10 protein-coding genes and 1 pseudogene are annotated in these 26,321 nt (G+C 68.6%); 5 read left to right on the forward strand and 6 right to left on the reverse strand.

Features of this window, described 5'->3' with window-relative positions; all coding sequences use genetic code 11:
* Nucleotides 1–482 precede the first annotated feature (482 nt).
* Nucleotides 483–980 carry a hypothetical protein gene (locus ACIRL2_RS50040; protein ID WP_402242230.1) on the reverse strand — a complete coding sequence of 166 codons (498 nt, stop codon included), beginning with the start codon at nucleotides 978–980 and terminating at the stop codon, nucleotides 483–485.
* A gap of 264 nt (nucleotides 981–1,244) precedes the next feature.
* Between ACIRL2_RS50040 and ACIRL2_RS50045 the strand changes: the two genes are divergently transcribed.
* A complete protein-coding gene (locus ACIRL2_RS50045; RefSeq protein ID WP_402242232.1) occupies nucleotides 1,245–1,991 on the forward strand; it encodes a hypothetical protein in 747 nt (248 codons plus the stop codon).
* A gap of 337 nt (nucleotides 1,992–2,328) precedes the next feature.
* Here ACIRL2_RS50045 and ACIRL2_RS50050 read toward each other — a convergent pair whose 3' ends face one another.
* Entirely contained in the window at nucleotides 2,329–6,837 is a 4,509-nt protein-coding gene (locus ACIRL2_RS50050; protein WP_402242235.1) for an FG-GAP-like repeat-containing protein, read from the reverse strand.
* Nucleotides 6,838–7,465: 628 nt separating this feature from the next.
* Between ACIRL2_RS50050 and ACIRL2_RS50055 the strand changes: the two genes are divergently transcribed.
* Nucleotides 7,466–14,347, forward strand: a complete 6,882-nt coding sequence (locus ACIRL2_RS50055; protein ID WP_402242236.1) for a polymorphic toxin-type HINT domain-containing protein — start codon at nucleotides 7,466–7,468, stop codon at nucleotides 14,345–14,347.
* A 748-nt stretch (nucleotides 14,348–15,095) separates the two neighbouring features.
* Here the strand turns inward: ACIRL2_RS50055 and ACIRL2_RS50060 are convergent.
* The 4 genes and pseudogenes from ACIRL2_RS50060 to ACIRL2_RS50075 form a co-directional block, all read right to left on the reverse strand.
* Nucleotides 15,096–16,148: pseudogene (locus ACIRL2_RS50060) on the reverse strand (TniB family NTP-binding protein).
* Nucleotide 16,149: 1 nt separating this feature from the next.
* On the reverse strand, nucleotides 16,150–16,776 hold the full coding sequence (locus ACIRL2_RS50065) for a hypothetical protein (protein ID WP_402242239.1): 627 nt from the start codon (nucleotides 16,774–16,776) through the stop codon (nucleotides 16,150–16,152).
* A 99-nt stretch (nucleotides 16,777–16,875) separates the two neighbouring features.
* The gene (locus ACIRL2_RS50070) at nucleotides 16,876–18,645 is read right to left on the reverse strand and encodes a UvrD-helicase domain-containing protein (protein WP_402242242.1); all 1,770 of its coding nucleotides are present in this window, start codon (nucleotides 18,643–18,645) and stop codon (nucleotides 16,876–16,878) included.
* A complete protein-coding gene (locus ACIRL2_RS50075; RefSeq protein ID WP_402242245.1) occupies nucleotides 18,623–20,605 on the reverse strand; it encodes an ATP-dependent nuclease in 1,983 nt (660 codons plus the stop codon). Before ACIRL2_RS50075 ends, ACIRL2_RS50070 begins: the two co-directional genes overlap by 23 nt.
* A 589-nt stretch (nucleotides 20,606–21,194) precedes the next feature.
* On the opposite strand from ACIRL2_RS50075, the gene ACIRL2_RS50080 reads away from it, so the two are divergent.
* The 3 genes from ACIRL2_RS50080 to ACIRL2_RS50090 are packed head-to-tail and all read left to right on the forward strand — an operon-like array spanning nucleotide 21,195 to nucleotide 25,027.
* Nucleotides 21,195–22,457 carry an AAA family ATPase gene (locus tag ACIRL2_RS50080; protein WP_402242248.1) on the forward strand — a complete coding sequence of 421 codons (1,263 nt, stop codon included), beginning with the start codon at nucleotides 21,195–21,197 and terminating at the stop codon, nucleotides 22,455–22,457.
* 45 nt (nucleotides 22,458–22,502) lie between these two features.
* On the forward strand, nucleotides 22,503–24,263 hold the full coding sequence (locus ACIRL2_RS50085; RefSeq protein WP_402242250.1) for a Mu transposase C-terminal domain-containing protein: 1,761 nt from the start codon (nucleotides 22,503–22,505) through the stop codon (nucleotides 24,261–24,263).
* Nucleotides 24,260–25,027 carry an AAA family ATPase gene (locus tag ACIRL2_RS50090; protein WP_402242253.1) on the forward strand — a complete coding sequence of 256 codons (768 nt, stop codon included), beginning with the start codon at nucleotides 24,260–24,262 and terminating at the stop codon, nucleotides 25,025–25,027. Before ACIRL2_RS50085 ends, ACIRL2_RS50090 begins: the two co-directional genes overlap by 4 nt.
* Nucleotides 25,028–26,321: the final 1,294 nt, after the last annotated feature.

Consider the following 26,321-nt stretch of genomic DNA (forward strand, 5'->3'; position numbering starts at 1 on the left):
GACAAGCAACTCCACTTCCTGGTCCACGACTTGGCGCTCACCTCCGGATGACAGCGACAGGCCAGGCGTCAGGGCTGCCGGCCCGGACCGTCGGAGCTGAACGACAGCTCATGGTGGGGATCTCCTTTCCGCAGCCCGGTGGAGTCGAGGTGCTCGCCGACCATCCCGTCCACACCGAGCACTCCGGGGTGCCCGCCCGGCTCGCCTTGCCCGCCGCAACGCCGCCCCGACTGAGATCGTGCTCCGGGGCACCGTGACCCCTGCCCCCGGAGTACCGGAACGACCTGTTTGCCGTACATGATGTGCCCGGGGCTGCGCCTGTGCCCTGTGGTTCGAGGCCGCCGTTCGCCGTCGACGTGTCTTGCGAGCCGCGCCGGACCTGGCAGCGCGCCGCGTCCGGCTGTGCACCCGCTCCGCGTGCCTGTGGCGGAGGGGTGCGTTGACCTTCGGTGTCGCCGCGTCGTTGCCTGGGGTTGTCGGGTCTATGGGTGGCCGAAGTAGCGGTCCCACCAGGTGGCCGGCCACCGCGCGTCCGTGCGCAGCGGTGCGGGCCTGTCGTAGCGGGTGTGAAGCAGTTCTTCCGATACCACCACGTACCCGGTGTCGGTCAGGGCGCGTTCCACGGTGGCGAGGTCCCCGAGGTCCAGGGCGCCTTCCTCGCGTGCGTCGTCGGTGCCCAGGTACGCGCCGGGGTTCTCCGCCGCCACCATGGCCAGCGAGCCGAAGTTGCTCACGGAGACGACGATCCGCTCGCCACACACCGTCGCCTCGCCCGGGACGACGACACGGGCGTACTCGACGGTGTTGCGGTGGTAGCGCTGCGCCGGGCAGCGGGTCGCGAAGTCGGCCTCCAATCGGGACACCAGCCGGTCGAGCATGGCCGAGATCGCCTGCTCGTCGTACTCTCGCGGCCCCGTCGGATGATCCGCGTCGTCGAGCCGACGCAGGAGCGCGATCACAGCCACATCGTCGTTCATCATGACTCTCATCCTGGCGCTGCGGAGATTCGCCCGGAACAACGCCCGACCCGAGTTGCGCATCCGCCCCGGATCCCACTGCGGGACTCGTATCGACCGGACACGAACTTCCCGGACCGACGCCTCGGTTCACCGGCGCCGGCTCGGTTGAGTGATGGCCGCGACGCACCGTCCGGGATCCGTGCGGAACAGGCGCATTTCCCCGGGCGGGCGCCCGGGCGGGCGAACGGTCTCGGACGGGTGGGCGTCTGCTGGAATGATGTCCCGATGTTGACGAGCCGGATGGAAACGGTGGACTGGGCGGCGATTCCGACCCCGTTCGGCCCGACAGCCCGGCTCGGAGGCGCCGATGGGCATGCCCGGTACGAACTCCTCGACCCCGCGCAGGGGTTGCGGGCGCTCGCCTCGGCCACGAACCTCTCCCAGGCTGCCGAGGCGGCGTCCCATCTGTCCAACAGCACGCTGCCACACAGCCACATGTCCGCCGTGTTCCCGGCCGCGGTGGTGGCCGCGCCATTCCTGCCGGACATCGCCGAGCACGGACGACCCCAGGCCCGTCAGGCGGCGGTGACCCTCCTCCGGGAGATGACGTGCTCCACGCCGATCCCGGGATTCGACCGCGTTCGCACGGCGGCCGGCCACCACGCGCCGCTGTGCTGCGCCGTGGCAGAGGTCGTCCGCGGTCGTCGGGAGGTCTTGGTGGCGCTGGGGAGGTCGGGAGGGGACCTGCTCGGTTCGGCCGCCGCCCATTGGCGGTTCGACGTCTGCGAAGCCGTCGCGGCCGAGGGCGGGACGGTCGCGTTCGGGATCCTGGACGGCGTACTCCCCGCCGAGCCACCGCGAGGGGAACTGCACCTCGCGGGCGTAAGGGTGTCGATCACGTCGGTGGTGGTCGAGTATCCGCCGGTGGAGGAGTGTGGGGATGCGTGCGTGCGCCTTGTGGGCGCACCGATTGGGGAGAGCGTCGACGGTGGCGTCGTCCGTCCGGCGGAGTGCGGCGAACGAGGACGCTGACCCGTCGACCGGAGCGCGAGATAAGGAGATCCGCGCCGCCGTGACGACCGTCGTGACCAGGTCGCCGTTCGCGGGGGCGACAGCCCGTTGCCGCGACGCTGCGATGGGACGAGCCGATTCGGGCGCCCCGGTGGACACGAACCGACCGATGGACCGGCGCGAGGCGAAGTGTGTCCTGCCTCGCGAGTCGAGGGGGCGGTGTCGCTTTGCGTTGTGGGCTTGTGTCGCCGCTTGGGCAGAGGGCGGACGACTGCCGCGATGGCTTCGGGTCGAGAAATGGGCGGAGCCCGGCGCGCGTGGCGTGCCGGGCTCCGGTGGTTGGTGTGGGTTGGGTGGGTTACCAGGTGCCGGGTGGGGCTCGCCATCCTTGGGTGGGTTGGTTGAGGGTGCCGTCGGTGTTGGCGGTGAGGGTGTTGGTGGTGGTGGAGCCGTCGGTCCATTCGTACATGGCGGTGATGTCGGTGCGTCCGTCGCCGTTGTAGTCGCCGGTGACGGCCCATGCGGCGCTGGTTGCCCAGGTGCCGGGTGGTGATTGCCAGGCGAGGGTGGGGTCGGTGAACAGTCCGCCGGTCGTGGTGGGGAACACGCGGTATTGGGTGACGCCGCCGCCGAGGTCGTACATGGCGCCTGCTTCGACGCGGTGGTCGCCGTTGTGGTCGCCGGTGGTGAGTTGGACGCGGTTCCAGTCCCAGGTGCCGGGGGCGCCGCGCCAGGATTGCACGGGTGCGGCGAGTTTTCCGTCGGGTTGGGCGAGGAGGGTGTGGAGGGTGACGCTGGTGTCGGCCCAGCCGTAGAGGGCGGCGATGTCGGTGCGTCCGTCGCCGTTGTAGTCGCCGACGGTGTATTTGGCGGAGGCGGCGTTCCAGGTGCCGGGGGCGGATTGCCAGCCGGGGACGGGGGTGTCGAAGGCGCCGTCGCTGCGGACGACCCAGGTGTGGACGGAGGTGGTGCCGTTGGCGGGGTCGGGGACCTGGGCGTAGACCATGGCGACGTCGTCCTTGCCGTCGCCGTTGTAGTCGCCGGCCATGACCATGGCGCGGTTCCAGTCCCAGTTGCCGGCGGGTGTGACGTAGCCGGGGACGGGGTCGGCGAAGGCGCCGTCGGGGCGTGCCATGAACTTGAACAGCGAGGTGCTGCCGTCGGTCCAGACGTGGAGTGCGGCGATGTCGTCGCGTCCGTCGCCGTCGAAGTCCCCGATCGTGTACTTGACGCGGGTCGTGTCGAAGTATCCGGCGACGCTGACCCATGCCTGGCGGGGGGCGCCGATGGTGCCGTCGGTGTTGCCGGGGGAGACGAAGAACGCGGTGGTGGCCTGGCCGTAGTCGTAGACGGTCAGGACGTCCGCGCGGTGGTCGCCGTCGAAGTCGCCGGAGAATTCGTTGCGTCGTGTGCTCGTGCTGTCGTTGGGGTTGTGGTCGGTGGCGGTTTGTGTGGCGGCGTTCCATCGGATGTAGCCGTTCTGGAACGAGCTGCGTCGGCCGCCTGCGACGTCGAATTCGTCGGAGTGGGGGTAGCCGAGTCGGCCGCTTTCCCAGCCGAGTTGGGACCATCGGGTGCGGATGCCGCCGGTGACGGCCCAGGCTCCGGTGACCGGGCTCCAGTAGATGGAGGCGTTGTTGGCGAAGTGGGTGTATCGCCCGGCGGTGTCGGGGGTGGTGTTCACGCCGGTCGTCGGGGCGCCGGCTTGGCCGTTCGGTCCGCCCATGTCGAGGTACTTGGTCAGGATCGGGCCGCAGACCCGTTGTGTTCCGCCGGCCGTTGCGAAGTCCTGGCAGTGGTCCCAGGAGGTTTCGCCCGTGGCGTTGGTGGGGTTGCCGGGTGATGTGCGCAGGCCGGGGTGGAAGACGCGGTCGCCGTTGGTGCGCAGCACCCACAGGTCGGGGATGTTGTCTGCGGTGACGTCGGGGATCGCGGTGATCTGGGCGACCTGTGTCTGTTGCCATCCGCTCCCGGCGTATTCGATGCGTGTGGAGTTCGAGCCGAGGGAGTTCAGGCGGGTGCCGTTGCCTTCCTTGGTTCCCTTGTGGAGCCACAGCTTGCCGTCGCCGGCCTTGGTGCGGGCGAGCAGGTCGAACGCGCCGTCGCCGGTGATGTCGCCGGCGCCGTGGATGGTGTAGTCCTGCCAGCCGGTGGCGACGGTCTCGATCCTGGCGATGGTGGCGCCGGTGTAGCCGGTGAGCGCGTACAGCGTGCCGCCGGTGTCCACGGCCATGAGGTCGGGGTGTCCGTCGCCGGTGGCGTCGCCCAGGGACAGGAGCTGGGTGAACGTGGACGGGGCGGGCGCGCCGGCGGGCAGGCGCAGTTCCATGCGTGCGCCGGCGTTTATGCCGCCGCGGCCGTTGCCGGGGTAGATCCACAGTTTTCCGTCGGGCATGCGGGCGACGAGGTCCTGGAGGCCGTCGCCGCCCCAGTAGTCGCCGTTGTAGGTGACCAGGGCGCCGGTGAAGTGTCCGGCGGGCACCTTGCCGTCGGTCACGCCGGCGGCGTCGAGGGATTCGTTGAGCCGGCCGCCGGAGAAGGACGGGTACAGGCGGAGGTTGCCGAAGCCGTCGACGGTGGCGAGGTCGGGCTTTTGGTCGCCGGTGAAGTCCATCGGGCCGTCGAGGGCATCGCGCGGCTCGACGAAGAAGGTGTAGGCGGTGGGCGTGGACCGGTTGCCGACCGCGTCGATGGCCTTGACGTAGAGCACGGCCGGCCCGGCGTGCGGGGGGATGATCCTCAGGGTCGCCACGCCGCCGGGGGAGTTGGGTTTGGCCCGGTTGGTGAAGGAGGTGGTGTCGAGGCTGTAGGCGTACTCGACGACGTCGCTGCCGTCACCCGACTTGAAGGTGAAGTCCCCGGTGGTGCCGAAGTCGGCGCCGCCGACCCAGTCGCCGTCCTTGCCGGCGGGGAACTGCGGCGAGGAGATCTCCGGCGCGCTGGGAGCGCTCTGGTCGACGGTGAACTGGCAGTGGATGGAACCGCCGGCCTTGCCGTTGGGGTCCGAGACCGCGCCGGAGGTGTCGTGGGCCTGCATGTTCCACGAGTACGTCGCGCCGTCGACGAACCGCGACGCGGGGATGTCGTGGGTGATCACGCCGCGGGAGTCGGGCCGGAGGAAATCGGCGAACAGGTGGTCGGAGGTGCCCGTGCGCCAGACGTCGAGCCGGATCCGGTCGAGGTTGCCGTCGGGGTCGCTGCCCTGCGCGGTGAGTCGGACGTCGGTGAGGCCGACGCGGGCGAAGGGTGGTGTCGTGGTGCAGGGGCCGCCGGGGGTCAGGGTCGGGTTGGTCGGCTGGTTGGGCGGGCGGTTGTAGACGACGGTCAGGACCGGGTCGTCGCGGAACTTCTTCCACGCGAGGGCGTCGTTCTGATCGCCGGCGCGGATGCCCACGGTGATGTCCGCCCAGCCGGCGGCGGAGGCGCGTTCGGCGGCGTCCTTGGCGTTGAAGCCGATGTAGTCGCCCGGGCAGGAGGCGTTGTAGCCGTGTGCCTCGTTGCGTCTGTCGAGCATGACCACGTCGCCGGGGCGGTTGTTCCAGGTGGTCGCGGAGCTGATCGACCCGGTGAGCCACAGCTCCACGTCTCGTTTCTCGCACGACCAGGAGTGGTGGTTCATGACCCGGAAGGTCGCGCTTTGCACGGCGACGTTGCGCATCCCGTTCTCGTCCCAGTCGAGGCGGAAGAACGACTGGGAGGTGCCGTTGGACTGCGACTCGTGGCCCGAACGGGCGTCGTCGGTACCGCCGTTGAAGTTCGCGCCGTTCCAGAACGAACTGCCGGCGTAGGTCTTGTAGGCGAGTGTCCAGGCCTCGGTCTGGCCGTTGAAGGACGGGTCGATGAAGACCGGGTAGGTCGTCTCCGGCGCGCTCAGCAGGGTTCGATCCGGTGTCAGGCGCAGGGTGTCGGCGTCGAGACGGGCGCCGACGAGGGCGTCGTGGGAGCCCTGTTCGGGCCCGCCCAGGCCGGGCAGGTCCAGGCCTGTGGCCGAGGGCGTCTGAGGGTGCCCGGCGGAGTCCCACATGTAGGGGGTCGGTGCGGCGGCGACCTCGGTGCCGCTCGCGTCCACGGCGCGCACCACACGTGCGTCGTCGATGGTGAATCTCAGGTCGGGGGAGCTGAGTCGCAGCCCCAGTTCGGCGAGCCTGGGATCGGTCGCCGCCTCCCGCGACTTGACGACGACGACCTGGGAGAAGCCGTTGTCGCCGGCGGTCAGCACCAGGTCGGTGTCGGGGAGCACGTCCGGGTACAGCACGCGCGAGTCCCGCACGATCGGCGCCGGCAGCGGGCCCGGCCAGTGCATGGCGAAGCGGCTCGCGCCGACGCTCATCTCCAGCAGCCGCGTGTCCGTGCCGGGTGTCGGCTCGGCGGTCACCGCGGTCGGGCGGGTCGCGTCGCGAGCGGCCCGGTCGTCGGCTGCCGGCGGGCGCGCGGGCGTGCCCGCGAAGCGAAGGCCCACCGAGGTGGCCCTGGTCGTCAGTGATCCGTCGGCGCCGGGAACGAGGGTGGTGTCGACGGGCGTCCACTGGCCGTCTCGCTTCACCCGTACGGGTTTGACCGCCTCGTCGCGGGTGAAGGTGCCGTCGGGATTGGCGTGCGTGGTTCCCGTGGCGGTCAGCGTCTCGGTGACCAACACGGGTTGCCCGGTGGCGGCTGCCTGCTTCTGTGCCCTGGTCTCGGCGATGGTGATCGCCGATTCCACCGGCGGCGGGGCCGCCGCGGGAGCGGACGGCTTCTTTCCTTTGTCCGAGTCGTCGTCGACGAGCACGGCGATACCGCCGGCTCCGACCGCCAGGGCCACGGCGGCCGCGACCCCCACCCGAGCCCGTTTACCGGGCCATGCCAACCGCAGCCGTCTCACGGCCATCCACCCCACCCTTTGAAACCCCCCGGCCGTCATTGCGTGAATAGACGGCCGCTTACCGAAGATCGAAACAAGTAACCCGCACGTGAAAACGCGGGCACAGAAATACCGAGCACAGCATGGCCCCCCAAGGGGCCGCGCGTCACGCACGGAAAGTCGAAGCCGGTCGAGCAGCGGGGTGGACGTGAGGAGTTCGCTGCTCGGCTGGCTTCCGACCGAGGCCCTTCCGATGTGCGTCCACACCGTCGCCCGTCCGTGCCACTCCTGGGGATGAATCATCGGAAAAGTAACGCCCTGGACCCGCCATCGGGTCTTTTTGTTGACTAATGGATGCGTAGGGCATGTGATGCGTCGACCGACCGGTTGGAGGGAAAGGGCCCCGGCTTGCTGTGATTCATGAGCTTTTAAATACAAAGTTTACGGAAAGTAAAGTGATCTAAGTCATCTCGTATTCCGGGGCTGGCTTTCGGGGGGTGCGCGCCGGCAGGATCTGGCTCGTCTTTTGTGGCGCGGGCACCGGGGAATGCCCGCCGGGGTGGGGGTTCTCGTGCTGTTCGTGGATGTGACCGGGCAGCGCCATGCCCGAAACCGCAAAAGGAAATCGCGGGAAATAGGCGGCGGTCTCCGTGCCGTGGCACTGTGCGTGGCCACCGTGATGACCACCACGTTGATCACGGCGCAGGCCTCCGCGGTCGCCGGCGCGCCGCGCGGCGGCGTCGAACTCCCGGAACTGCAGAAGGACAAGCCCGTCCCCGGTGCCGACAGCACCGCGGAGTACCGGCCTCCGGCAGCCCCCGAGCAGGAGTACAAGCTCGACCGCACCACCGCCCCGGACGGCGGGACCGGCGTCATCGTCATCGGTGGCGGAGGCTCGACCGCCCGGACCACCGACGCGACCGAAACCCCGGAGCCCGGCCTGAAGCGGGTCGGCGGACTCCCGATCCTGATCGGCCCCGCCACCACCGAAAGCCGCACCGCCGCGCGCACCGCCTCCTCGCCGTCGACGACCTCCACCCCGTCGGGCAGTTGGACCGTCACCGTCTCCGATCGCGCCGCCACCGAGGCCGCCGGCATCGACGGCGTCCTGATGAAACTCGAACCCAGCCCCGACGCCACCGCGGTCCAACTCGCCGTCGACTACGCGGCGTTCGAGAAGCTCTACGGCGCGGGCTGGGGTTCCCGACTGCGCCTGGTGCAATTCCCCGAGTGCTTCCTGACCACCCCCGAAGCAGCCGGCTGCGCCGAACCGATAGACCTGGCATCGACCAACGACGCCAAGGCCGACCGCGTCAGCACCCTCGTCGACCCCACCACGACGCCGCCCGCCGGCGAGGGGGGAGCGCTCCGCGCGGCGACGGCCGGCGGCGGCGCCATGGTGTTGGCCGCGACCGGTGGCGGAGAGGGCAACGCCGGCGACTACAAGGCCACCGACCTCAAGCCCTCCGGCACCTGGACCGCGGGCGGCTCCTCCGGGAACTTTTCCTGGGAATACCCCCTCGGTGTTCCCCCCGTGGCTTCCGATCTCGCCCCCAAGCTGTCGGTGGGCTACTCCTCCCAGTCGGTGGACGGGCGCACCTCGACCAGCAACAACCAGGCCTCGTGGCTCGGCGAGGGCTGGGACTACCATCCCGGTTTCATCGAACGCGCCTACCAGGGCTGCAAGGCCGACGACGCGGCCGGCCACAACAACCCCACGAACACCGGGGACCTGTGCTGGCGCACCGACAACGCGGTGATGTCGCTGGGCGGTTCGACGACACCGTTGATCAAGGACGACGCGACGGGCAAATGGAAGCCCGGCGCCGACGACGGCACCCGCATCGAGCAGAAGCTCGACGCCGCGGGCAACGGCGACGACAACGGCGAGAACTGGGTCGTCACCACCCCGGACGGCACCCGCTACCACTTCGGCCTGAACAAGCTTCCGGGCTGGACGACGGGCAAACCCACCACCGACTCCGTCCTCACCGTCCCCGTGTTCGGGAACCACCCGAACGAGCCCTGCCACCAGACGGCCTTCGCGAACTCCTCGTGCGTCCAGGGCTGGCGCTGGAACCTGGACTACGTCGAGGACACCCACGGCAACGCCATGGCCCTCTACTGGCAGAAGGAGACCAACCACTACGCCAGGAACGGCGTCTTCGCCACCCCCGTCGCCTACGACCGCGCCGCCTACCCGCTGCGCATCGACTACGGGCTGCGCAAGGACAACGTCTTCGGTGTCGCCCCCGCGCGCGTCACCTTCACCACCGCCGAACGCTGCATCGTCACCGCCACGTTCAACTGCGCGGAAGAGAAGTTCACCAAGAAGGGCCAGGACGCCAAGCAGTGGCCGGACACCCCGGCCGACACGTACTGCGCGTCCACCGGCAAGTGCTACGTGGGCTCGCCGACGTTCTGGTCGCGCAAGCGCCTGACCATGATCTCCACACAGGTGAGCACCGCGCCGGGCGTCAACGAGTACCGCATGGTCGACTCGTGGGAGTTCAAGCAGGGTTTCCAGGACACCCGCTACGACACCAACCCGCCCCTGTGGCTGGAGTCCATCACCCGGACCGGACGCAACGCCGACGGCGGCACCCTGACCATGCCGCCCGTCTCCTTCTACGCCAACGCCGACCCGATGCCCAACCGGGTCTCCGCGCCCACGGACGACCGCCCCGGGTTCGAGCGACTGCGCGTCGCCGCGATCCACACCGAGACCGGCGGCGGCGTCCGGGTCCACTACTCCGCGCCCTGTGACCCGGCCGCACCCAAACCGACCCCGGCGACCAACGGCTCCCGCTGCTACCCGGTGATGTGGCAACCCGGTGACGAGGCCGACCCCAAGGTCCCCGAGTGGTTCAACAAGTACGTCGTCACCCGGGTCGACGAAGAGGACTTCGTCGGCGGCGGGCCGACCAAGAGCACCCGCTACGAATACGTCGACGGCGCCGCCTGGGCCAAGGACGACAGCGAGTTCAGCAAACCGAGCCAGCTCACCTGGAGCCAATGGCGCGGCTACGGACGGGTGATCGTCCGCACCGGTACCACCGACACCGCCAACGGCACGGTCGCAGGCAAGACCGAGACCCGCTTCTTCCGCGGCATGCACGGCGACCCGATCCCGGGCGGGAACCGCGTCGTCCAGGTCAAGGACTCCACCGGGGCGGTCGTCGGCGACGACCTGTTGCCCTACCAGGGCATGCCGGCCGAGACCATCACCTACACCGACGACGGACAACAGCTCGCGGAACGGGAACTCACCACCCCCTGGCACCGGGTGACCTCCACCCACGCGCGCACCGGACTGCCGACCCTGCACGGATACCAGGTCGGCGAGGCCGGAAAAACCACCATCCAACACCTCGACGGCGGCCGCACCCGAACCGCCAGGTCCACCGTCACGTTCGACCCCGTCCACGGACTTCCGGAACGATCCGACGACAGCGGCGACCTCGCCGTCCAGGGCGACGAACAATGCGTCGTCAACACCTACACGCACAACATCGCCGCGAACATCCTCGGCGCGATCGTCCGAACCCGCACCACCTCCGGATCGTGCGCGGACGCGGACACCGCCGGCCCCGACCGCGTCGTCAACGACGTCAAGACCGCCTACGACGACCTGCCGCTGGGACAACCCCCCACCAAGGGAAATCCCACCGACGGATACCAGGTACGCGCCGACGGCATCAACTTCGACCACGCGTCGCACATCACCTTCGACGAAGCTGGCCGAGGCCTGATCACCACCAACACCAACGGCAAGACCACCAAGGTCAGCTACACCCCACAGACCGGCGGCGCCGCCGCCCGCGTCGACACGATCGACCCCCTGGGCAACACCCTCGTCACCACCAACGACATCGGACGCGGCCAACCACTGACCGTCCAGGACGTCGCCGGCGACGTGCACCGCACCGAATACGACCCGCTCGGCCGACTCATCCGCGTCTGGCAGCCCGGCCGCGTCGCCGCCGGCCTCAGCCCCGGCGTCGAGTACGAATACAAGACCACCGGGACCAAGCCCAGCGTCGTCACCACCCGCACCATCAAGGACGACGGCACCTACAGCGTCGCCAAAACCCTGTACGACGGCCTACTCCGACCCAGGCAGACCCAGACGCAAGCCGGCGCAAACGCCGGCCGGCTCGTCACCGACACCCTGTACAACACCTCGGGGTCGGTACGCCGCGCGAACGGCACCTACCTGGCCACCGGCGCCCCCGCGGACACCCTGTACGTGCCGCAGAGCGACACCGAGATCCCCAAATGGCAGACCAACGTCTACGACGGACTCGGCCGCCCCCTGCGCAAGGACACCTGGAACCCGCCGACCGCCGGCGCCCCCACACACCAGCCGACCTTCAGCGAGAGCACGCAATACGGCGGCGACCACACCGTCAGCATCCCGCCCCCGGGCGGCACCGCCCAACGGGTCTGGACCGACATGCTCGGCCGCGCCGTCCGCCTTGACCAGTTCACCAACGCCGAGCGCACCCAGTTCACCCAGACCGCCTACACCTACGACCTGCGCGGCAACCGCAAGAGCGTGGTCGACCCGGGCGGAAACACCTGGGCCTACACCTACGACGCCCGCGGCCAGATGACCCGCAGCGACGACCCCGACAAGGGCACCACCACCTACGCGTACGACAACCTCGGCCGGCAGACCTCCTCCACCGACGCCCGCGGAGTCACCCTCACCAGCGTCTACGACGACGTCGCCCGCAAGACCGCCGTCCACCAGGGCGACATCACCGGACCCAAGATCTCCGAGTGGGTCTACGACACCGTCAAAAAGGGCCAGCCGACCTCCGCGACGCGCTACGACAACGGACACGCCTACACCACCCGCACCACCGGCTACGACACCGACAACCGCCCCACCGGCAAAATAGTGACGATCCCCACCAACGAGGGAAAGCTCGCCGGCAACTACGAATACCGCTACACCTACACCCCCACCGGCGCGATCGCCGAGACCGCGCTGCCCGGCGCCGCCGAACTGGCCCCCGAGCAACTGGTCGTGCGTTACAACGCCGACGGCCTGCCGATCAGCACCAGCGGCCACACCTGGTACGTCAGCGACGCCACCTACAGCCCCTACGGCGAAGTACTGCGCACCGCGGCCAGTTCCGCACCCACCCGGATATGGACCACCAACTACTACGACCCCAACACCGGCCGCGTGGTCCGCTCGGTCAACGACAAGGAAACCGGCCCCGACAACCGGGTCACCGACACCCGCTACCGCTTCGACCCCATCGGCAACGTCACCGCCGTCACCGCCGGCACCGGCTCGGGCCCCACCACCCAATGGGACACCCAGTGCTTCACCTACGACGCGCTGCGCCAGATGACCGAGGCCTGGACCTCACGAACGCAGGAAACCTGCGCACCCGCGCCCGCCAAGACCGAGATCGGCGGACCCGACCCCTACTGGCACTCGTTCACCTTCGACGCCGTCGGCAACCGACTGACCGAGACCCAGCACGACGCCGGCGGTGACGACACCAAGAACGTCACCCGCACCTACGCCCACCACCCCACACCCACCGGCCCCGGCCACCGACTCGCCTCGGTCACCTCCACCGGCGCCGGCGGCTCCACCCTCAACACCTACGGCTACGACGCGGCCGGCAACACCACCGCCCGCCAAGAGGACGGCGACACCCAGACCCTGACCTGGGGCCCGGACAACCGACTGGCCAAGGTGGAAGACCCCACCCGCGGCACCAGCGAATACATCTACGACGCCGACGGCAACCGCCTCATCGGCCGCACCCCCCAGGGCAAGACCCTCTACCTCGGCGAAACCGAAATCACCGTCAAACCGGACGGATCCCTCACCGCCGACCGCTACTACGGCCAAGCCGGCGCCCCGACCGTGATCCGCACCGCCGGCGTCGGCAAGACCCTCAACCTCCTGCTCCCCGACCACCACGGCACCGCCACCACCGCCGTCAGCCTGGCACCCGGCATGCCCGTACAACGCCGCAAGCTCAAGCCCTTCGGCGAAGACCGCGGCACCGCCCCCTCGATGTGGCCCGGCAGCCGAGGATTCGTCGGCGGCACCAACGACACCAGCACCGGCCTCACCCACCTCGGCGCCCGCGAATACGACAAGACACTCGGCCGCTTCATCTCCGTCGACCCCGTCCTCGACCTCGCCGACCCGCTCCAGATGAACGGCTACGTCTACGGCCACAACAACCCCGTCACCGCAGCCGACCCCTCCGGCGAATTCGACTTCTTCGCACTGCTCAGCCTGCTCGTCCGCTGGGCGATCGGCCTGGCCCAACAGGCCGCCAAGCTGATCAACGTCAGCTCCCAAAAGGCCGTCCTAGTCCACCACCCGCGCACCCCCCAACGCCGCACCCCACCCAAGGTCCGGAGTGGCGGCGCCGGTGGCGTAACCGGCAAGTCCGGCCGCCACGCCACCGGCATCGGGTTCGACGGGGACATGTGGAACCCCATCGACATCGCCAGCGATGTCGGCGATTGGATCGGAAAGAAGGGAAAGAGCACCTGGAAATTCCTCGACGAGGCCCTCAACCCGCTGCCGGCCATCATCGCGTGCTCCGAAGACCCCAAATGGTCATGGGACTGCGGCGATACCGCCCTGACGGCCATCGGCGGCATCGCCAAAGTCCTCTCGTCGGTCCGCAAAGCCGCCAAGGCCGGTGAAAGGGCGAAGGAAGGCTCCCGGGTCGACGTACCGGAAAACATGCCTGACGCGCCGACGCCACCGTCCTGCGTGCCCGGCCAGAGCTTCGTGCCCGGCACCAAGGTCCTCATGGCCGACGGCACCCACAAACCGATCGAAGAAATCGAACTCGGCGACACCGTCCTCGCCACTGACCCCGAAACCGGCGAGACCACAGCCAAGACCGTCACGGCACTGATCACGAGCGAAAACCTCAAGGACCTCACCGAGATCCAGGTCGACAGTGACCAGACAGACGTCCTGGACGCCTCGATTACGGCCACGGGTCACCATCCCTTCTGGGAAGCGACCGCGGCAGAATGGTCCCGGATTGATGAACTTTCCCCCGGCGATCACCTGTCGACCCCAGAAGGCGACACACTGCGGGTCTCCACGACACGCTCCTGGCAACAGATCCAGCGAGTGCACAACCTCACCGTCGGCGACCTGCACACGTACTATGTACTGGCGGGGCAGACGCCGGTCCTGGTTCATAACTCGGGCCCGGGGTGCGGATCCATTTGGATCGATGCGAACAGGGTGCCCCATCATTTCAAACATGCTGCCGATTTCGGAATCACAGCGAAGGAGAGCAGAGACAGCAAGGTGGCATTTACGAAGGCCCTGGAAGGCTTCGTTAAGGATCCAGGGAACGTTCAGATCGGGGGAACGTATCGGGGGACGCCTGCCCGGCATTACGTGGACCTCAACTCCGGGCGTCACGTCTCGGTGGATATTGAGACAGGCGAGATGCTTGGAGCTTGGAAAACGGATGTGACTTCAGACCAGTTCTGGTACCTGACTCAGCGAGGGGTGCTGTAGGTGGCGTCATTGGAGCCTTTCTTGGTCCTCGCGAGGGCTGTAGCCGAAAAGCGAATAACTCCTGCAGAGTTCTCCCTCGTCTGCCTCCCTCTGTACAAAGGGTTTGGTGATCCGTACCCAACAGCCGAGCAGTATCAAGCGGCGACAGATCTCTTCTATGTCGCAAACGACTACGATTCAGCTGGCATTGCTATGCCGGGCCTGCTGGATGATGGCCAGGTTCGGCTGAAGGCAGCTGATATCGCGCGGCGGATGCAGGTGCTCCTCCAGTAGTGAGCCTGGGTGTGCTTGCGGGTATGAGTGCGAAGTCGTCTCCACCGCCGGTGTCTTCGGTCCCGGACGGCCGCCGTCCGCCGTTGCCGCGCAAGCGCCGTCAGCCGCGTCCGTGTCTCAGGACCGGGCCTTGACACGCCGGTTGGTGGTGGGCCGTCTTCTCGCGCTGGACGAGGCCGGGACGGTGGAGACGGTGCACGTGCGGATCGCTGCGGCCAGGGTCTCGCCCCGTACGGTGTGGCGTTGTGTGATTCCGGGGGTGGTTGTTGGTGTGTGGGCGGTGGTGTGGGCTGGGGTGTTGCTGGTTGGTTGAGAACGTTTCGTGGCTGTCTGGGTGAGGGCTGTGGGGTCCTTGGCCTGGGGGTGTGGTGGTTTCGTTGAGAACACTCGGGTGTGTTGCACATAGCCTGTGCGTCTAAAGGCCCGGATCGTGTTTGTGCTGGTCACGGCGTTTTGGCGTGGGTCGCAGGGCGGTCTACCGTCCGGACGTGCGTGATCGCGGCTGGTGCCGGGTTTCGGCGAGATGGTCCAAGCGGATCCGGTCGAGGCTGGTTTTTGGTGATGCGTTCGGTGCCGTCCACGATCGCGGTGATCGCGGCTTGGCGGATGAGGCGGGAGGGGGCTGCCGATCCGGCCGGCGGTGCGTTGGTGGAGATAGGGCGCGAGGCGGGGGAGTGTCCCCGCGCGGTGTGCGTGCAGGTCGAGGGCGGCTTCCACGCCGGCGATCAATTCTTTGAACGGTTCGCGTGTGCCGAGCCGGGCGGGGAAGGCCCCGCACTCGACCAACGAGGCGCGTCCGTCGAGTTGCGCTCCGCGTACCCCACCGAACAACGGGGTGACGGTCACGTCGATGCCCGCGTACACGAACGTCGCCCCGATGCGCTCGGTCAGATCCTTCAAAAAATCGACGGCTTCCGCGCCCGTCGTGGTGCGTGGATTGAGGCGGTGGATCTCGTCGATGAGGACCAGGCGGACCCCTGCCCGGTTGTAGGTGTGGCAGACGGCTTCGGTGATCTGTGCCTGCGTCATCCGGGCCGTGAAGGGGATGCCGAGGTAGCGGGCGAACTCGGTGGCGAGGGCCTTGGCGGTCGCGCCGGGCGGTGCGAGGACGTACGCCACCGGCACCCGGCCCTGCGTACTTCCGCCCCGTCGGGCGGCCTCCGCGAGGTGGCAGGCGCGTCCGACGTGGAGCAGGGCGGTGGTCTTCCCGGCCGCGGCGGGGCCGGTGACGATCAACGCCGGTCGGGCGGTGGTCCGTTGCCGGCGTCCCCGGGCCCGGGAGCATCGGGGTGCGTATGTTCGCCGCGAGGGTGTCGATGGTCGGGGTGCGGACGGTCACGAACGCGGAGTGATAGGCCAGGCGTTCCTCCCGACTGCGTGGCGGTGCATCGGGCTCGGGTGGCGCGGGTGGTGCCGCGGCGACGAAGTCCTGCCAACCCTGCCAGGTGGTGACCGGCAGGGACTGTTCCGTCGCGTCCACACCCTCGCGACTCGGGCCGTCGCCCGACTGCTCACCGGGGCTCACCATTTCAGGGCTCCTCGTGTGCGTCGTAGAGCCCGTACCCCGTGTACGGCGGGGCGGGGGAGTCGGGGTCGTCTTCGTCGGCGTCCGGGCTTGGGAGCGGTGACTCGTCGAGGCCGTCGTCGAGTTCGTCGAGGCTGTCCTCGCCTGTCCCCGGGACGGTGTTGCCGGGGTCCTGCTCCCGCCGTTCGTGCACGGAACGTGCCCGCGGGGGAATCCGGGTGGGTCTGCCGCAGGTGAGGAGGTGTTGCTCGGTACGGGTGGCGCGTCCGGTGCGGGCGCGGCGCATGAGTCGGTCGAGGGCTTCCGCGAGGTTCGCCTCGTGGATGTCGGCGTCGGTGTGGTGCATGACGGTGGCGCGCAGGTGTTGCCAGGTGCGGTCGTCGAACGGGTGGCGGCGTGATCGCGTGCGTCCAGGGATCTGCGTCAACTCACCGTCGAGCAGGCGGATCCGCACTTGGTGGTCGTCGTCGTGGGGGTTGTGGTGCACCTCCCACTTCCCGGCGGCGATGGGGGAGGGACGGCCCTGGTAGAGGCCCATCGGGTCACAGTCGTGGATGCGGTGAAGGAGGCGAATCCCGCGTTCGGTGAGGGCTGGCCGCCCGAACTCGTCCAGCAGGGCGTCGCCACTCACCGTGACCTTGCCGCCGCGCAGCCTCTGCGGCGCGTCCGGGACCCGGCCACGTTCGAGAAGCCATCAACCCATGGTCCGGAGGGGACGGGCCCGAGTGGTTTACGGCGAGGGGGATCGGTGCTCGTGGATCACGCCATCTCTGTCGAGCAGTCGGCGGACACGGTCGAGGTCACGGGTAGGGGAGGCGAGGATGAGGAGTTCACGCGCTCGTGAGCCGGCCACGTAGAGTACTCGTCTGGCTTCGCTGTCGAAGTGTCCTTCCCAGTCGTCGAGGACGGTGCGGCCGGTCCGAGCGTCGGGTTTGGCTCGTTGCGGCAGGACCAGGGCAACTCCTCGAAATTCCATGCCCTTGACGCGATGAACGGTGGAGCATCCCAGGGCGGACCGATTCTCGGTAGCCGTGACCTTGGCCCAGTCCTCGATGGTGGGTGCCTTGAACATCCGGGTGGTGTTGGTCGGGACGGTTGCGCCGTTCCAGTCTGCGTCGGCCAGGTGGGCGCGGACCGCCGCGGCGAAGGGCTGCGCGTCACTGTCCGCAGCGTCATGGGTGGTGGCCAGGCGGATGGCGAAGTCGCGCAGCCATCGCGGATCGATGCCGTTGTCCCGGCACACGGTGTCCAGGCTCCGGTTTCCGAAGTCCGTTCCTGCCAGGGCTTCCACGATGGCGATCTCCACCGAGGTGATCGCCGCGAGCCGGGTGCGCGCGTCGAACTCCGCCGATCGGAGTTTGAAGCCTGCGTCCGCAATGGCCAGGATCCGGTTCGCCTTCGACGTGAGGGAACCCGGGTCGACTTGGCCGACGGCTTTCATGGCGTCGCTTTCCCGGTGCGCCAGCACCATCAATTCCTCGGTGCCGAGGTGGTGTTCCTTCCCCAACTCCAGTACCGCGGAGGCGATGTCGCCAGGACGGGAATAGCCGACGAGGCAGACCGGGGTTTCGACGTGCGACAGGGGGCCAGCGGATGTTTCGATCATCGGCCCCGAGCGCAGGGCGTTGTTGAAGCTGCACACGGCCGGGGAACTGCGGAAGTTGTCGCTCATCTCCACGAACTCGGACAACCGACGCCCGTGCGCGAGTACCTCTCCCGGGAGCGCTCGTCGAAACTCGTAGATGGACTGGTCCGGGTCGCCGACCATGACCACGGTGGCGCCGCAGTCCTGCAGGAACCGCAAGACGGCGAGCTCCTCCTCCCCGCAATCCTGGGCTTCGTCGACGATGATCTCGACGAACCGGGCACCGACCGTTTCACGCAGAATGCCACGACTTCTCGGGTGGGTGAGGAAGCGGGACGTCAGAACGCGCGCCGCCTCGCAGCTGACCGTCCCGGCGGCGAGAAGACCGCAATAGACCTTCGAGGCGCGTTGCTCGACCTCTTGGCTGCGGGCGGAGAGAACCTCCCGGAAACTCCCCAGGCGCTGTGGGACGCGGTCAAGACACAGGGATGCCTCTCCGTGATGCCCGAAGTCGAACCAAGCGAGCCGGACATCCGGTGACCGACCGGCATCGCGCAACCGGAAGCTCGCACCCCTGACATCGGCCCAGGACTGCACATATCGCGGGGCGACACGGAAGACGTGAGGGAACAGCGGGGTGACGATGAACCTGTGCAGGAACCCATCGAACGTACCGACGAAATGCGGGGCACGGATGGCATCGTCGCGACCGACGCAGCGCCTCCTGACCTCTTCGATTGCGGTGTTGGTGAACGACACGAGAGCGACGCCCCGACGCGATTCCTCGCGGGTGCGGACGAGAAATCGAGCAACGATCGCCCTCGTCTTCCCCGCACCCGGACACGCCACGGCGAACGTCCCCACCGTGGACGTGGCCAGACGCCGCTGCGCATCAGTTGCGGACTGGTCGGACATTCTCGGCCTCCGGGTTCTTGCCGAGAACGGCGAGGATGGCCGCGCGCAGATAATCGGGGGCTGTGAACTGACGTCCTTCCTGGATGGCGGTTGCGATGTCGTGGGCGAACTCGCCTTTGCTGATGAACTTTTTGCTTTTGCACAACTTGCGATAGAACGCGGTGGCAGGGGATGGGTCCGCCATGATCGTCGTCCAGTGTCTCTTCGAGCGTGTGTGTTGTCTCAGGTAGGCCTCGCGAAGGATCTCCGCGTTCCCGATCGGCGTCAGGAGATCGGCTTCCAAGGTATGAGGTGCCTCGGCCACATACAGCAGACCACGCGCGCCGAGAGAGTCCGCGTGGGCCAGAAGGCGCGCCCGGCGGTTGACGATCTCTGATTTGTCGGACTCGTCGTCCCGCGGTTCCTCGTCTGTGTGTGCGGGGTCCTCGAGCCCCGATGTATCGACGACGGCCTCGTGGGGTTCGTCGTCGCGATTTCGCTCCTCGTCGGCGGGGTCGGGATCGACGTCGGGATCGGCGTCGGTGATGACGACCAGGTGGTCGACGAGGCGACAGCCGTCGATCTGTGACAGGAGCAAGGTGATGTAGGGAGCGAAGTCCACGCTGCCGACATTGACGATGGTCACGCCGTGGAACGCGCGTCGCAGCCGTGCGACCTCCTCGGAATTGCCGTTCAGGACGCAGTGTCGGGCGATCACCGGCAGGAGCACCGCCTCCGCCACTCCCTCGACCAACAGGACGCGACGCGCGAACAGGAGTCCTGCACGGGTGGCATCGAGGTACTGGTCGATCTTGCGACGTTCGGAGTCGGACAACCGAGCGTTCTTCAGCGCCATCGTCCGCGTCCTGCGGACGGTCATCGTCTTCTCAAGACCGTCGTTGTCTCGGACCACCCGGGCGTCGGTCGTCGTTCGCACGGCTACGATCTTCTCGATGCCGACACTGCTCGCCAGGTTCGCGGAGTGGGTCGTCGCGACGACCTGGATGCGCCCCGCCGGCTCCCGAGCATCGTCCCTCGTGGACAGACGGGCTTGTTCCTGAAGGTAGTCGAGCAGGACCGCCTGCAACTGAGGGTGCAGGTGAGCCTCGGGCTCCTCGACAAGAAAAAGCGTTAGTTCCGCGTCCTTGGCGTTGCGCAACTCCAGGATGACGGTGGCGATGAAGAGCAGGTTCGCATATCCAAGGCCGGACTCGGAAAGGTCGGCCGGTTCGACTCCGTGCTCGGCCATCTTGACACGCAGGCCGCGGGTCAGTCGCGCCAGTTCGTAGTCGTGGAACGTCACACTGACTTGCTGGCCACGCACAGGCCGCGTGAGGCGGTCCAGGTGGCCCTGAATGGCCCTCTTGGTCTTGACGAGCGCCTCGTCCTGCTCAAGTGCGTCGAACGCCTTGTTGGCCTGGTCCAGGAACGACGCCCGTTCGTCGGCGTCGGTGAGCTGCTGAATGACGCGTAACAGACGATTGTTGTCAGCAGAATCGAGTTCCCGACGTGCATCGCGCAGCGGAGCGAGATAGACGTGCGCGATACGATCACGCTTCTCCGGTTCGGCATCCGCACCACCCACCGGACCCGCCGTATAGGACGGCCGCACCCGTCTTCCGCCCCTTTCCGGTGGATAGACGGTGCCGTAGACAACTTGGCGGGTCATCACGTCCGAGGCCGTTGAGTATTGGGCCCGCTGGATCGCGGTCAGACCGTCGAAGGACGCCACGAACTCCACGTCTGCGGTCTCCCCGCCGTGGGATCGATCGCTCTCCTCGAACCATCTGCCATTGCGCGGATTCAACGCCTGCGTGCACAGTCGGATCGCTTCGATGAGATTCGACTTGCCCGAGTTGTTCTCGCCGACCAACAGCGTGATGTCCGGCTGAAGTTCGAGGACGGTGTCGGAACACGATCTGAAGTTGGTGATCTTCAGGTTCCGGAGGTACATGCCCGAACCAGGTGCGTGCTCTGACAACCAGTCGCTCCTGGGATTGATTGGAACAAAGAGCCGAAACCGTGCGCCACAGTCGGAGACGAGACCGCACGAGGCAAGGGACGAACACCGTCTCATCCGACAGGCCGACCAGGCCGAAGTACCGGCCAGTAAGTGATCGCGATTACAGAACCACCTGCGACATCTGTTCGAGTTTCATCGCCATGGGCGATCACGGCCTGAGGCGGGTGAGGCACCGCCCCGTACCAGCTTGTGAGTGTGCGGTGTGGTGTCAGCGGGGTGGGCGTCAGCGGTGCCGGTTTCGGTTTCCCCTTGTTGAGCTGGGCTTTGTCCGGCTGAACGCGGGATTCTTGGCTGTCACGGGGTGACCAAACTGCTGTCGTGGTCCGCCCAAGGTCGTTAGCACATGCATGTCCCGGCTGACGTGGGGATGCACATTCCTGTGTCGCTCGGCTCGAGGGCGGGGTGTGCTGGCGGTATGAGTGCGAAGTCGTCTCCGCCGCCGGTGTCTTCGGCCCCGGGCAGGTCCCGCACGCCGCTCGCCCCCGCCGCCGCACAAGCGTCGTCACCCGCGTCCGTGTCCCGGGACCGGGCCTTGACACGCCGGTTGGTGACATCCCGTCTTCTCGTCCTGGACGAGGCCGGGACGTTGGAGACGGTCCACGCCCGGATCGCCGCCGCCACGGCAGGGGTATCGCTGCGCACCGTCTGGCGTTGGCTGGCCGCGGCCCGACAACCCGAGCCTCCCGAACCCGCCTCGGGTCGTGTCGCTTTCACGCTCACCGACCAACTGTGGTCCCGCTTGTCGGACCTGGGCGGGAACGTGAAAGCGCTGCACGCATGGATGCACACCCAACCCCAGGAGGCTCTGCCCGGCCGAGAGGCCGGGTGGGTGCCCTCGTTGACGACCGTGCACGACGCGGTACGCCGAGAACTGCGTGCCGGCCGTGTCCTGGAGGTCTCCCGGCCCGCTCACGCCCGCCGCGACCCGGAACGCTACGACCGCGCGTTGGCCGAGCTCGCCCTGCCGGACACCGTCGACGACACCGGCCGGCCCGTGCCCACACCCCAACCCCGACTCGTCGTACCCGCCACGCCCCGGGACGGCGCCCCGACACCACCCTCGCCGTTCGCCGGCGGCGCGCGCCTGTACACGCCCGGCGCACACATCGTGTCGACGCGCCAACTCGGCGAGGTCACCGAAGCCCTCGTCCACACCGCCGCCGCCCACGGGATCATGTGCGTGTACGGCGACCCCGGCCACGGCAAGACGATCGCGCTCCACCAGGCCCTGCACCTGCTCCCGCGCCGCGTCCCGGTACACCGCGCCCTGGTCGCGGTGAAACCGGCCCTGCCCCAACTGCGGGCCGCGCTGCTCACGGCGTTCGGCCTGCCGGCCACCTCCCTGACGAACCGCACCGACGCGGCCGACCGCGCGCTCCTGGACGCCCTCACATCCCCGGGCGTGCTCGTGATCGACGACGTCCAACGCATCGCCGCCCCCGAACTGGACTACCTCCGCCTCCTGGTCGACGCACCCACCACCCGGACGTCGTTGGTGCTGTGCGGCGCCGGCGCCGAGCGCACCCTCGTCCGAGCCCCCGCCCTGGCCTCACGGGTACTGACCTGGCAGCAGGTGCCCCGCCTGACTCCGCCCCATGTCCCCACTGTGCTACGCCTGTTCCACCCCCTGTGGGATGCCGAGACCGACGAGGACCTGCTCCACACCGACCAGGCGCATGCGCGGGGGAACTTCCGCACCTGGGCGAAGATCACCTCCCACGCCTACGCCGCCCGCAGCCGGGACCCGGACACCGCGGTGGATCACGCGTTGCTGACCTGGGCCTGCTCCCGCCTCGGCCCCAACCCCTGACCCGTGCCGATCCACCGCTCCCACGGCAGGAACAAAGGGACTCCGATGACGACCACCCCCCACGACGACAGCACCCGGGAGTCTTCGACACCCCCGGCCCAGCCCGCCCTCGACACCGTCTCGTCGACCGCCCTGCGCGCCCCGGCCGTCCGCCGCCTCCTCGCGCTGCGCGCCGAACACCGCCTCACCCGCGCGCACGTCCACACCACCGCGCAGTGCCTGAACGTCTCCGACCGCACGGTATGGCGCTGGCTGGCCGACGCCACCACGACACCCGTCACCGCCGCCTCCCCGGGCGCCCGCCGCGGCGACCGCTTCGAGATCACCCCGGACATTCGGGTGCTGCTGGCCTATTGGCGCGGCAACGCCTCCGCAGTCCACCGTGAGCTTGTCGCCCGTGCCCGTGCGACCACCAGGTCGGGCACGCCGGTCGGCGACCCCGCCTCACCACCGTCCCGCCCGGGCGGCGTACCGCTCCCGGGCGGCGCACCGCCCGCCGCCGTGCCGGTGCTGGATCCGCTGCCCTCCTTGTCGACGTTCCTGCGCGCACTCCGCCGGGACCTGACCGCGGGGGAGCGGGCCGGCCACCGCAAGGGCCCCGAAGCTGCCCGCGCGCTGGACGTGTTCGCCAAGCGCCCCCGGACCTGGCGCAACCACACCTGGGAGGCTGACCACGTCCAAGCCCCGCTGCGTGTGACCGCCGACGGCGACCTCGTCCACCCGTACGTCACGTGGTTCATCGACTGCGCGACCAAGGCGATCACCGGCGTCGCCGTCACCCCCGGCTACCCCACACGCGCCTCGGTCCTGGCCGCATTGCGTTCCGCGATCGTGCGCACCGACCCCTACGGGCCCTTCGGCGGCCTGCCCGAGCACGTCCGCTTCGACCGCGGCAGGGACTTCCTCTCCCGCACCGTGACCACCGCGCTCACCGCGCTGGACGCGAACATCACCGTGCTCCCGCCCTACAGCCCGCACCTGAAGGGCGGCATCGAGAACCTCAACCGCTGCGTGGAGCGGATGCTGTTCGCCGCCCTGCCCGGCCACACCCCCAAACAGCCCCGCCGACGGTCCGGCGGCGCACCCGCGGGCCCGGTGATGTCCTTCCGTGACTTCACCGCCGAACTCCTGGCCTGGGCGCACTGGTGGAACACCGAGCACCACCCGGCCGGCCCCCAGGGCCGCACCCCGCTCGAGGCATGGCAGGCCGACCCGACCCCGCTCAACGACATCCCGGCCGCGGACGTGTGGTCCTTCACCCTCGAGGACGACTCCCGCCCCCGCGTCATCACCAGCCACGGCGTGGGCTTTCGCAACCGCGACTACATCGCCGACTGGATGACCGGGCAGGCCGGCCACGAGGTCACGGTGCGCTTCATGCCGCACCACGTCCACGAGATCGAGGTCTGCACCCGAGACGGCCGACGCCTGGGTACCGCGTACCTGGCCGACCAGGCCACCGACGAACAACGCGCCGCGCTGCGCCGTGCCCGAGCGGCCCGTGCCCGCCGCCTGCGTGCCGAGGCCAGAGCCGCCGAGCAACTGCGCCACACCCGGTTCGCCCCCACGTCCACCCCCGCCGACGCACAGCGCCTGGACGCGATCACCGCGCCCGAGGCCGCCCGGGAACTGGCACGGCACCGCGAGGGCGACCTCGGCAAGCTCGCGCTGCCCGACCTGATCCCGCCCGCCCCACCCCCGCCCGACTGGGCCACCCCCGACGTCCTGAGGACGGCCACCAGGCCCGTCAGGCCAGCCGAACCCACCGCGCCCGAACCGCTCTCCGCCCGCGAGGACCCGCGATGACCCACCACCTGCCACCCGCACCCACCGACCAGTACGTCGCTCTCCCCGACGCGCGTCTGGTGACCACCCGCGCGCTGCTCGCCGCCCGGGAGAACCTCGCCGACACCATCGCCGCCCGCGCCATGACGTGCATCCACGGCGGTGCCGGCTTCGGCAAGACCATTGCGGTCACCAGCTGCCTGCGTGAGCTCGAACCCGACCAGGACATCCGCCGCATCACCTTCCACACCCGCCCCACCCTCCGAACGGTGCGCCAGGAACTGTTCACCGCCCTCGAACTCCCGGGCCGGCCCCCGCGCTACGCCGGCGAGTTCGATCACCTCCTCAAGAACGAACTCGCCGCCCGACCCCGCACCCTCGTCCTGGACGAGGCTCAGTGGCTCTCCGGCGATCAGCTGGAATACGTCCGCTACATCTGGGATGACCCGTACACCCGGGTCGCGATCGTCTTCGTGGGAGGAGAGGGCTGCCACCAGACCCTGCGCAAGGAGCCGATGCTGTCCTCTCGCATCTTCATCTGGCAGCGCATCACCCGCCTTACTCCCGAGGAGGTCCTGGACGTCATCCTGCTCTACCACCCCATCTGGGCCGACGCCGACCCGCACGACATCACCTTCGCCGACAACCACGCCGCGCACGGCAACTTCCGCAACTGGGCCCGCCTGACCGCCCACACCCACACCGCCCTCGAACGTACCGGCCGTACCCGCGTCGACCGGGAGGTGCTCCGCTGGGCCTTCAGCCGTCTCGGCTCCACCGGCTAGACCATTCCGCCGCTCGCACGACGCCCTCGTGGCTCCGCGGGTGAGACCGCAGGCGAAAGGACATACGTCGACGGTCGTTCGGACGGCCCATCCTGATCACCCTTCGGTCAGGCCCCTCCCGAAGCGCCAGGAAGTTGTGAGGAAAAGTCGTAAGTTCATTAGAGGGGCGGGTGGTTCCCGGAAGGACGGGCGGCCGGCCTCGACCGCCCGCCCCTGCAGCTGCGTGCGATACGACGGTCGCGCAGGCGAGCCTGCCGCAGGTGGCCGCTCGAACTGCAGCTTCTCAACGGCGAGTTCGGGTGTGATGTTCCGGCTCAAGGGTGCGACACCGATTGAGAATCGTCGGTCTGTGCTCGGTGGTCCGGAGTTGGTTTCAGGCTGTGGCGGGTGTGTCTTTCGGTGGTGGGTCGGTTGACGCGCGGTGTCGCGGGTTCGGGAAGGCCGCGCAGCGCGATTCGTGCATTCCTCGCGGTGGGCTGTGTGTTTATGCGTCGGAGCCGTGCCCGGAGGGGGTTCGCGTCGTTCCTGCCCCGCGTCTTGTCCGACGGCGGCCCGGGCGGGCGAGGCCTGGAACACCCGGTCGGGCGAGGTTGAGTCGAACAGGCGCCGTGGGCGTGGCGGTTCCTGCGGTGCGCCCCGGTTTCCTGCCGAGTTTTCCTGTCCGGTTTTCCTCACGACTTTCGGGTCGGATGGGCGCCGGGCCTGTCGATGGTGCCGTGCGGCGTTGCGCGCAATGGGCAGGGAGCGGCGGCGGGTCCGGGCGCGAGGGCCGCAGGAGGGCCCACGAGTCGCTTGTCGAGCGGTTCCTGGTGGTTGCCGGGGCGGGGCCGTGGTGGCTGTGGAGGACCCGTTCGATGTGTCCACGGCGTGATGGTTCGTTCGCTGGATGTGGTGGCGGGGCCGCGGAGCGGACCGTCCGATGTCCCCGGTGGGGCCCGTGGATTTCCCCGAATCGTACCCGGCTCATGTTTTGATGCATCGCCTTGTCCGTAGTGTGGTTCCCACCTATATTGGAAGTGGCCGCCCGGTGGTGAAGTCGCCTGTTTCCAATGATGGTTGGCGATGACGGTTTCAAGTCCCATGATGTTGTGAGGTGTTGGTTCGCTCCAGGGCCGGCGTCCCGGCCCAAGGGCCCCGGAGTGAACACGGTCCCGGATGCGAACCCCCCTTTGCTACCAGCGCAGTTCCTGAGCAATGCGGTCGGGAGTCGGACATGCCAGGCGCGGCGACCAATCGCGTAGCGATTGGGTGTTGGTTGGAAGTGACGTAGTCACTTCCAACCAACACTGCCTGC

Source organism: Embleya sp. NPDC127516, from assembly GCF_044765325.1.
Classification (GTDB): Bacteria; Actinomycetota; Actinomycetes; order Streptomycetales; family Streptomycetaceae; genus Embleya.

Excerpts from the sequence above, each read along its gene's own strand:
- ACIRL2_RS50040 (WP_402242230.1), bottom strand. The coding sequence starts at position 980 with ATGATGAACGACGATGTGGCTGTGATCGCGCTCCTGCGTCGGCTCGAC.
- ACIRL2_RS50070 (WP_402242242.1), bottom strand. The coding sequence starts at position 18,645 with ATGTCCGACCAGTCCGCAACTGATGCGCAGCGGCGTCTGGCCACGTCC.
- ACIRL2_RS50085 (WP_402242250.1), top strand. The coding sequence starts at position 22,503 with ATGACGACCACCCCCCACGACGACAGCACCCGGGAGTCTTCGACACCC.
- ACIRL2_RS50045 (WP_402242232.1), top strand. The coding sequence starts at position 1,245 with ATGTTGACGAGCCGGATGGAAACGGTGGACTGGGCGGCGATTCCGACC.
- ACIRL2_RS50050 (WP_402242235.1), bottom strand. The coding sequence starts at position 6,837 with ATGGCCGTGAGACGGCTGCGGTTGGCATGGCCCGGTAAACGGGCTCGG.
- ACIRL2_RS50090 (WP_402242253.1), top strand. The coding sequence starts at position 24,260 with ATGACCCACCACCTGCCACCCGCACCCACCGACCAGTACGTCGCTCTC.